General features: G+C 63.2%; 8 protein-coding genes. 3 read left to right on the plus strand and 5 right to left on the minus strand.

Going from position 1 to position 9073, the window contains the following annotated elements; all coding sequences use genetic code 11:
• Positions 1-181: 181 nt before the first annotated feature.
• Together J2X53_RS19880 and J2X53_RS19885 are read right to left on the minus strand one after the other, a co-directional pair.
• Positions 182-1948: a PQQ-dependent methanol/ethanol family dehydrogenase gene (locus J2X53_RS19880; RefSeq protein WP_349039236.1), complete on the minus strand. Its 1767-nt coding sequence runs from the start codon at positions 1946-1948 to the stop codon at positions 182-184.
• Between the two features lie 209 nt (positions 1949-2157).
• Positions 2158-2553: a c-type cytochrome gene (locus J2X53_RS19885; RefSeq protein WP_349039237.1), complete on the minus strand. Its 396-nt coding sequence runs from the start codon at positions 2551-2553 to the stop codon at positions 2158-2160.
• Between the two features lie 186 nt (positions 2554-2739).
• On the opposite strand from J2X53_RS19885, the gene J2X53_RS19890 reads away from it, so the two are divergent.
• Both J2X53_RS19890 and J2X53_RS19895 read left to right on the plus strand, forming a co-directional pair.
• On the plus strand, positions 2740-3714 hold the full coding sequence (locus tag J2X53_RS19890) for an ABC transporter substrate-binding protein (RefSeq protein WP_349039238.1): 975 nt from the start codon (positions 2740-2742) through the stop codon (positions 3712-3714).
• Positions 3714-4319, plus strand: coding sequence for an ATP-binding cassette domain-containing protein (locus J2X53_RS19895; protein WP_349039239.1), 606 nt, complete (start codon positions 3714-3716; stop codon positions 4317-4319). Before J2X53_RS19890 ends, J2X53_RS19895 begins: the two co-directional genes overlap by 1 nt.
• Here J2X53_RS19895 and J2X53_RS19900 read toward each other — a convergent pair.
• The 3 genes from J2X53_RS19900 to J2X53_RS19910 all read right to left on the minus strand — a co-directional run bounded on the left by J2X53_RS19900 (position 4316) and on the right by J2X53_RS19910 (position 7630).
• A complete protein-coding gene (locus J2X53_RS19900) occupies positions 4316-4861 on the minus strand; it encodes a sel1 repeat family protein (protein WP_349039240.1) in 546 nt (181 codons plus the stop codon). The genes J2X53_RS19895 and J2X53_RS19900 overlap by 4 nt on opposite strands.
• A gap of 162 nt (positions 4862-5023) precedes the next feature.
• Positions 5024-6544, minus strand: a complete 1521-nt coding sequence (locus J2X53_RS19905) for an aldehyde dehydrogenase family protein (protein WP_349039241.1) — start codon at positions 6542-6544, stop codon at positions 5024-5026.
• Between the two features lie 105 nt (positions 6545-6649).
• On the minus strand, positions 6650-7630 hold the full coding sequence (locus J2X53_RS19910) for a GAF domain-containing protein (RefSeq protein WP_349039242.1): 981 nt from the start codon (positions 7628-7630) through the stop codon (positions 6650-6652).
• 253 nt (positions 7631-7883) lie between these two features.
• Between J2X53_RS19910 and J2X53_RS19915 the strand changes: the two genes are divergently transcribed.
• On the plus strand, positions 7884-8432 hold the full coding sequence (locus J2X53_RS19915; protein ID WP_349039243.1) for a helix-turn-helix domain-containing protein: 549 nt from the start codon (positions 7884-7886) through the stop codon (positions 8430-8432).
• The last annotated feature ends 641 nt before the right edge of the window (positions 8433-9073 follow it).

Raw genomic sequence — 9073 nt, forward strand, 5'->3', positions numbered from 1 at the left:
TTCCGGCGCAAAAGGCGCATGGGTCAGGGGCTGGACTCAACCGCAAGCCTTAACAAGGGGTTATTTTTGATATGTTAACTCATTGATATAATGATTTTATGTATCCTGTAACACAGGGGGAAACGCAAAACGCGCCACCCTTTCGGGTGACGCGCCTTGCTCTTGCCCTGACCGGAGGGGGTCAGTTTGCAGCGGCAAGCTGTTTGGGCAGGCGGAAGGTCCAGAGCATGCCGCCCTGATTGAGGTAGTTGACCTTTTTGGCCACCTCGCCGCCCCAGAGCGGCACCGCGCCGCCCCAGCCGGATATGATCGAGACAAATTGCTCGCCATCCTGTTCCCAGGTGATCGGCTGGCCGACAATGCCCGACCCGGTCTGGAACGACCACAACACCTCGCCCGTCTCATCGTCCAGCGCCAGGAACTCGCCTTCCGGTGTGCCGGTAAACACCAGCCCGCCTGCGGTGGTCATGACCCCGGCCCAGAGCGGGGCGTCGTTCTTGTATTCCCATTTCCATTCGCCGGTGACCGGATCAATCGCCTTCAGCGAACCGATGTGGTCGTCGTAATTCGGCTTGATGGTGAAGCCCGACCCAAGATAGGCCGCGCCTTTCTTGTAGGTCACCGGCTCGTTCCAGATATCCATGCCCCATTCGTTGGACGGCACATAGAACAGCCCGGTGTTCTGGCTGAAGGCCATCGGCATCCAGTTCTTGCCCCCGAGGAAAGACGGCGACGAGAACACCATTTCCCCCTTTGCCCCATCCGCCGCCTTGGACGGATCGCCGGGACGGCCCTCTTCGATAAAGATCGGGCGGCCGGTCTCATCAATGCCGGAGGCCCAGGTGATGTCTTTCACAAAGGGCCAGGCGTTGACGAACGCGCCGTCTTCGCGGTTAAGCACATAGAAAAACCCGTTGCGGTCGGCGGTGGCGAACTTCTTGTTGCCGTCCTTGTCGACAAAGGAAACCACCTCGTTCACGCCATCAAAGTCCCAGCCTTCGCGCGGCGTGGTCTGGAAGTGCCACTTGATGTCACCCGTGGCGGGGTCGATCCCGATGCGGCTGGCGGCATAGAGGTTGTCGCCCGCGTTGCCCTCGACCGGGGTGCCTGCATTGCGCAGATGGCTGTTCCACGGCGCAGGGTTGCCGGCCCCGAACACGAGGGTGTCGGTGTCGATGTCATAGCTGCCACCCAGCCAGGTCGCACCGCCCCCGGTTTTCCACATGTCACCCGGCCAGGTCGCATTCAGCGTGCCGGTCATGGTGCTTTCGGCGCCGTTCAGCGTGCCCATGTGACCTTCGATCACCGGGCGGGTCCAGACGGTTTCGCCGGTCAGCGCGTCACGCGCCTGAACCTCGCCCACCACCCCGAACTCGCCGCCCGAATTGCCGGTGATCACCAGCCCGTTCACAATCAGCGGGGCGGCGGTATAGGAATAGCCTTCCTTGTATTCGGCGATCTTCTTGTTCCAGACCACGTCGCCGGTCTTGGCATTCAGCGCCACGATCCGTGCGTCGAGCGTGCCGAAATAGACGTTGTCGCCATAGATCGCCGCCCCGCGGTTGACCACGTCGCAGCAGGGCAGAATGCCTTCGGGCAGGCGGGCGTCGTATTGCCAGAGCTCGCGCCCGGTCTGCACGTCGATCGCATACATCCGGGAATAGGACGCGGTGATATACATGATCCCGTCATGCACCAGCGGCTGGGTTTCCTGACCGCGCTGCTTTTCGCCGCCCAGACTGAAGGCCCAGGCCGGAACCAGGTTTTTCACATTGTCTTTGTTCAGGGTGGCAAGCGGGCTGAAGCGTTGCAGGTCGCGCCCCATGCCGTTGGTAAGCACATCATTCGTGGTGGCGGCATCATTCGCAAGCTGCGCTTCCGTCACCTGCGCAAAGGCGGGTGCTGCTGCGACCAGCGCGGCCGTAATTGCCACTATAAAGCGGTTCATCTGTTTCCTCCCAAAGGTGAGTCCGACAAGACCGCAGCGACTCGCCCCCTCCTGCGGGAAGCTCTGGTCATGGGGTATCTTGGGCTGTTTCACGACCGCGTGAAAATTGAACAATGGTCGTAGGCCAAGTGGCCAGAGGCTGAGGTGCAGAGCATGACAAAGGGCGGCGCTCCCTCCAGCGCCGCCCTGTTGCAGGATAAATTGGCAGATTACAGGGGTTGGACAGACCGCAGATAGCTCAGGATGAACTCGGCCTCGATGGGATCGGTGATGCCGACGTGACGCATCTTGGTGCCGGGGACCAGGCCCTGATTGTCGGTCATCCAGGCAATCAGCGCGGGTTCGGTCCAGGTGAATCCTGCAGCCATCAGGGCGTCGGAATAGTCATAGCCCGGCACCGCTCCGGCTTTGCGTCCGATTATGCCCTCCAGAACAGGGCCATAGCTGTCGTGATCGGCATCCGTGCTGTGACAGCGGCGGCAATCTGCCGCAAACAGCTTTTCGCCCGCCTCCAGCTTGACGCGCTGAAAGGCCGGGGTTTCTGCAAGGCCGATCTGGGCAGTGCCAAGCAGGGCGAGGAAAGGCAGAAGTGTGCGAAAGGTCATGAATGTCTCCTGAGGGAATTTGGGTCTGACAGTCTTGGCATGCGCCCAGACCAAACCGCCTGCTTTGACCTGCATCAACACCGCGGTGTCCTTTGGTCGTAGTCGGATTCAGGCAGACTGCGCCTTTGGTCGAATGTCGCATTTGTCCGTCGCTGCTAGGGTTGCTCCAACTCGGGAGGAGTCATCATGTCCATCGTATCTTCGCTTGGCCTGTCGGTTGCAGGCTTTGTCCTTGCGGCAACCATGGCGCTTGCAGACAACGCGCAGTTGAGCATCGCCACACAGGTCAGCGGCACGGTGAACTGGGAACTGACCACCATCCAGCGCCATGGTCTGGACAAAGCCCACGGCTTTACCATGGTGGTGCAGGATGTGGCAGCTGGCCCGGCGGCTCAGCTGGCGTTTCAGGCCGGTGAGGCCGATGTGATCGTGTCCGACTGGCTTTGGGTTGCGCGGCAGCGGGCTGCGGGCGACGATTATGTCTTCATCCCCTATTCCCGTGCCGTCGGTGCCTTGCATGTCCCCAAAGACAGCCTGGTGACCGGGCTGGCCGATCTGAAGGGTGCCAGGATCGGGATCGCCGGCGGACCGATCGACAAGAGCTGGCTGATCCTGCGCGCCTATGCGCAACAAGAGACCGGGTTTGATCTGGCGGCTGAAACTGAACAGGTGTTCGGGGCGCCGCCGCTGATTTTTGAAACAGCGGTCAGAGGTGAGTTGGACGGTGCCATCAACTTCTGGCACTTTGGCGCCAAGATGGAGGCTGCCGGGATGCGCCCGCTGATCACTGTGGGGCAAGCCGCCGAGGCGCTGGGCCTTGATCCTGATACGCCGCTGCTGGGCTATGTCGTGCGGGGCGCGCTGTTGCGCGACCATCCCGAACTGGTGGCGGGTCTGGCTGCGGCCAGCCGGGCGGCCAAGGATATTCTGGCACAGGATGACGCTGAATGGGCCGCCCTGCGCCCGATCATGAACGCCAGCACCGATGCACAATTTGATGCGCTGGTGGCCGGTTTCCGCGCGGGTATTCCGGCGCCGGGCGCGGTGGATGAAAGTGCGGCACAACGGATGCTGACCCTTATGGCCGAGCTGGGGGGCGAAGATCTGGTGGGCAAGGTGACCGAGTTGCCAGCCGGTATCTTTGTTCAGCCACAGAGCTGATGACGCCAGCCATCTCACTGGCATTGCACGCGGCCAGCCACGGCGCGGCCCCGGCGCTCGGGGCCCTGTCCTTGCAGGTCATGACGGGCGAAACCGTGGCGGTCACCGGGCCGTCGGGGGTTGGAAAAACCACGCTGCTGCGCATTCTGGCCGGGCTGCACACCCGATGGACCGGCACATTGCACCTGCCGGGGCGTCTGGCGATGGTGTTTCAGGAACCCGTCCTGATGCCTTGGCGCACGGCTTTGGAAAACATCTGTCTGGCGGCCGGTTGCACCGAAGGCGAAGGCAAGGCCGCATTGGCGTCGGTTGATCTGGCCCGCAAATCCGACGTCTACCCAAGCGCCCTGTCGCTTGGGCAGCAGCGCAGGCTGTCGCTGGCCCGCGCCTTTGCGGCGGTGCCGGATGTCCTGCTGATGGATGAAGCCTTTGTCTCATTGGATGCGGCACTGGCGGACGACATGATGACCCTGTTCGAGCACCTGCGCAAAGACCGCAATCTGGCAACGGTTATCGTCACCCATGACCGGGCCGAGGCAGACCGGCTTGCCGATCGCAGCCTTGTGCTGGGCGGCAGTCCGGCCCGGTTTCTGGACGCGCCCTAATACAGCGGCGCGTATTTCCAGCTGTCGGCATCGGGCGTGACCTCGTCCAGATCATAGCCGGCAGATTGCATCCGTCTGGCAACCGGCAGGCCGAGGCCGGCAGCACGGTCGATCAGCGCGCGCCCGGCGGTCTGGTCCTGCGCCACGCCACGCCCGCGCATCATGTCAAGGCCAAGGTTGAACATGCCGACAGGATCGCCAAGCTCGGCGGCGCGCCTGTCCCAGTTTGCGGCGGCGTCGGGGCTTTCCGGCGCACCCAACCCGTTGTCATCCAGTTGAGACATCCAGGTCATTGCGCCGGTGTACCCCTGTTCGGCGCAGCGCTGGAACACCGCGCGTGCGGCCTCATGCCGACCGGATTTGGTCATCAGATAGCCAGAGGCACAGACCGTCATCGAGGTCTTGCCCTGACCGGCATCCTCGACCATCCGCTCCAGACTCATCTCGTCAGGGTTCAGGCTGCCAAGGCTTTCACCTTCGGCAAGAACCGGCCCGGCACAGAGGCAAAGCCCAAGGGCTGCAAGGCGTGACAAGAGGTGCATGACTTGACCGTTCCTTCATCCAAAGACAGACAACAGGGTGCGCCCCGCTTGCGACTGCGACAAGAGGGGCAAAGGTCGTAGGTGTGTCTAAAACGGCAGGGGCCCGCACGATGGCGGGCCCCGTCTGGTATGATCTGAAAGCCTGAATGATCCGGAACGACCTCAGAAGAAACCAAGCTTGTTGGGGTTGTAGCTGACCAGCATGTTCTTGGTCTGCTGGTAGTGGTCCAGCATCATCTTGTGGTTCTCGCGACCGATGCCCGACTGTTTGTAGCCGCCAAAGGCCGCATGAGCCGGATAGGCATGGTAATTGTTCACCCAGACCCGACCCGCCTGAATATTGCGGCCAAAGCGGTAGGCGCGGGTGCCGTCGCGGGTCCAGACCCCGGCACCAAGGCCGTACATCGTGTCATTGGCGATGGCGAGCGCCTCTGCCTCGTCCTTGAAGGTGGTCACCGACACGACCGGGCCGAAGATTTCCTCCTGAAACACCCGCATCTTGTTGTGGCCTTTCAGGATCGTCGGCTGGATGTAATAGCCCCCCGCCAGATCGCCGTTGAACCGGGCGGAATCGCCGCCGACCAGAACCTCGGCCCCTTCCTCGCGGCCGATGGTGAAATAGGACATGATCTTGTCATGCTGCGCCTTGCTGGCCTGCGCGCCCACCATCGTGGCCATCTCGCGCGGGTCGCCCTGGTTGATCGCCCGGACCCGGGCGATGCAGCGCGCGATGAACTCTTCATAGATGTCTTCCTGGATCAGCGCGCGGCTGGGGCAGGTGCAGACCTCGCCCTGATTGAAGGCGAACAGGACAAAGCCTTCGACCGCCTTGTCAAGAAACGCATCATCCGCCGCCATCACATCGGAAAAGAAGATGTTCGGCGATTTGCCACCCAGTTCCAGCGTAAAGGGGATCAGGCTGCTGACCGCGGCTTCGGCAATCTTGCGCCCCGTCGCGGTGGAGCCGGTGAAGGCGATCTTGGCAATCCGGCCCGAGCGTACCAGCGCATCGCCCGCTTCGGCCCCGTAGCCGTTGACAATGTTCAGCACGCCGGGCGGCAGCAGATCGCCGATCAGCTCGATCAGCACCATGATCGCCGCCGGGGTCTGTTCGGCAGGCTTCATCACAATGCAGTTGCCCGCAGCCAGCGCCGGGGCCAGCTTCCACGCTGCCATCAGGATCGAGAAGTTCCACGGGATGATCTGGCCGACCACGCCCAGCGGTTCGTGGAAGTGATAGGCAACGGTGTCCGCGTCGATTTCCGACATGGTGCCTTCCTGCCCGCGCAGAACGCCTGCGAAGTAGCGGAAGTGATCGACCGAAAGCGGAATGTCGGCGGCCATGGTCTCCCGGATCGGCTTACCGTTGTCCCAGGTCTCTGCGGTGGCGATCACGGCAAGATTGGCTTCGATCCGGTCCGCGATCTTCAGCAGGATGTTCGAGCGTTCAGTGGCCGAGGTCTTGCCCCAGGCCTCCTTGGCGGCATGCGCCGCATCCAGCGCCAGATCAATATCGGCCTTGTCGGACCGCGCCACCTGGCAGATCACGGCGCCGGTGATCGGCGTGACATTGTCGAAATAGCGCCCGCCAACCGGGGCCACAAAGGTGCCGCCAATGAAATTGTCGTAACGGGTCTTAAACGGCGAGGCGTGCAGCGCCGCAGTCTGGGTCATCTCGTTCATGGTTTCCTCCTCATACCCCAGTCCTCCGCCGGGGAATGAGGGCAAGATGGCGGGCGGGGCAGGGGTTGTCAGCCGGGGGGCAGGCGACACCGGGGGCGATCTGTCTCAGTCCTGAGACAGATCCGCGGGTGTTTCGCCGATCCCCAGCCGTTTCATGCGCCGGTACAGCGTTGCGCGGCCCACGCCAAGCTCCCGCGCGGCTTGCGAGACATTGCCGCCGGCCCGTGTCAGGGCCCGAATCACGGCGGCATGCTCGGCTTTTTCAAACCCGCGACGGCCTTCATCGCGTCCGAACAGATCAGACGCGGGAACCGGCGCGAGGGGGCCAGAAGCCGCCAGACCAAAGGCCCGCCGGGCACCGCGGGTCGCGCCGATCACGATGTCGTCCGCATCGACCGCCAGCAATGTTGCGGCCTCGGTGTCATCGGCATCGGCATGCAGGATGCGCGCCTTGGGAAACGCGGCGCGGAAGGTGTCGGCCTCGATCTGGCGCGCGCTCTGGGCGACCATGGCCGCGATCAGCCGGTTAAAGGTCTCGGTCTGGTCGGACCGGGCCGACGACACATCGAGCGCGCCGACGATCTGCCCGTCGTGGCCGTAGATCGGCGCATCCATGCAGCTCATCGCGGTATTGCGCGCCATGAAATGCTCGTCCCGGTGAATGATCACGCGTCGCTTTTCGGCCAGACAGGTGCCGATGCCGTTGGTGCCTTCTTTGGCCTCAGACCAGCTTGCACCCTGCCACAGCCCCCAGCTTTGAAACACGGCGCGGTCGCTGTCGCGACAGCGCTGGTCAAGAACCACGCCATCGGAATCGCACAGCAGCACCGCACAGCCCGATTGGCCGACCAGCCCGAACAACTGGTCAAGCTTGGGCGCGGCGATTTGCAGGAACTGATCCAGCGCCTGACGCCGGTAGGACAACGATGCCGCGTCGATCCGGTCCGGGGGGGCAGAGTGAGCCGGGTCGAGCCCGTGAACCGTGACAGACCGGCACCACGAGGCAGCAAGCAATGACCGCGCCGGTGCCGAAGCCGATTGCGAGGCTGACATCACCTTGTCGATATGGGTCCTGGTCGGTTTCATGACCGTCTTTACCCTCGAAATACCGCTCGCCACATCTGGCCCAGTCCTGAGTCCGGGCAGAGCGGCGCCCAAGGTCGCACCGCCTGTGAGTGTGGAGTTTAGCAGCACTCCGAAAATGCGCCAGTTTGAAAAGTGGTCCGCGGGTGACAAGGGGGTCACGCCCTCTTGACAGTACATACCAAAATGGTAGATTAAAGACCAAATTGGTATATCGCAATCCGAATTGGTTGGCGAAAGAGCAGGAGCAAACACCATGACCAAGAAAACGCAACCCGAGATCGCGGCCGAGATCATCGACTGCGCTGCGGGTCTCTTCGCAAGGCACGGTCTTGAGGGGACGTCCCTCCAGCAGATCGCCGACGGTACTGGCTACACAAAGGCCGGCGTCCTGCATCACTACCCCAGCAAACGGGCGATTTACGACGCGGTGATTGAAACCAGCCGTGAGGGCCTAAAGGGGCTGCTGGCGAAGGTGGAGGCTGTCCCCATCGGCGCCGACAGGGACAGGGCCGTCATCGAGGCGGCGGTGGACCTCACGTTCGCCTGGCCGGGCGTGTCCGCGTTCGGAAACAAGTTCATCCACCACAACCAGAGCGACGATCCGGACATGGTCGAGATGGGCGAGACAATGAGCGCGGCGCTGGGCCTCGACCTCGAGAGCGCCGATCTTGACCGGGTCGTCCGGGTCTCGACCGCCCTCGCGGGGCTCGGCCTTGCATCGCTTCTGGCCGTCCAACTCGACCAGAAGCGGGAGTGGCGGCCTCACCTCGTCGGCGCCGCCATGAACGCGCTCGGGCACTAGCGAGGCCCGCCGGCGATCAGCCGAGACAGGGGGGTGCGGGCAAACATGCCAGATCCGCGCGCTTTGATCCGGTCGCTACGGCTATGCCTGTCCGAGGCCCGGGCCGCGCGGAAATCGCGCGGCCAACTCTGTTGCTCCATGTGGCAGGATATGGCACCGGCGCTGGTGTCATTTCGGTCTTGCAGCCCTGGGCGGTGGTCAGGTCATGAACGACGGCTTCCGCAGCGAAGGCTGCGGCGAAAGCCTCGCCATCCCGCCGGGCCCTGGCGGTGAAACAGGTGTGGATCGGGGTGGGGAGGTGCGTGGGGGTGTTCCTTGTGACGGAGAAAACAAGGCTCGACCCGTTCGCTGGTCATCAGGATAATCTGGCATCTGGCAATGACAGGATCGGGGCAATGCAGGAGGCGGGGGCGTTCCGCACGGCGGCGCTGGAGCTTAAACCCTGCGTTCTCGGACACCCTTGGCCGGGTCGAGGCCACGCTGGGGGCGCGGCTCTTCAACCGACGCTCAGGACAGGGTGGCCGGGCAGGGGGATTGAGTCCGCCGCCGCGCCGCCGCTCTGGTCAGTCATGGCAGGGAGACGGCGCAGAGGGTGGCCATGATGCCGATGGCGCTGAGCATGATCAGCGCCAGCCCCCAGG

This window comes from Pseudotabrizicola sp. 4114, assembly GCF_031457365.1.
GTDB lineage: Bacteria > Pseudomonadota > Alphaproteobacteria > Rhodobacterales > Rhodobacteraceae > Pseudotabrizicola.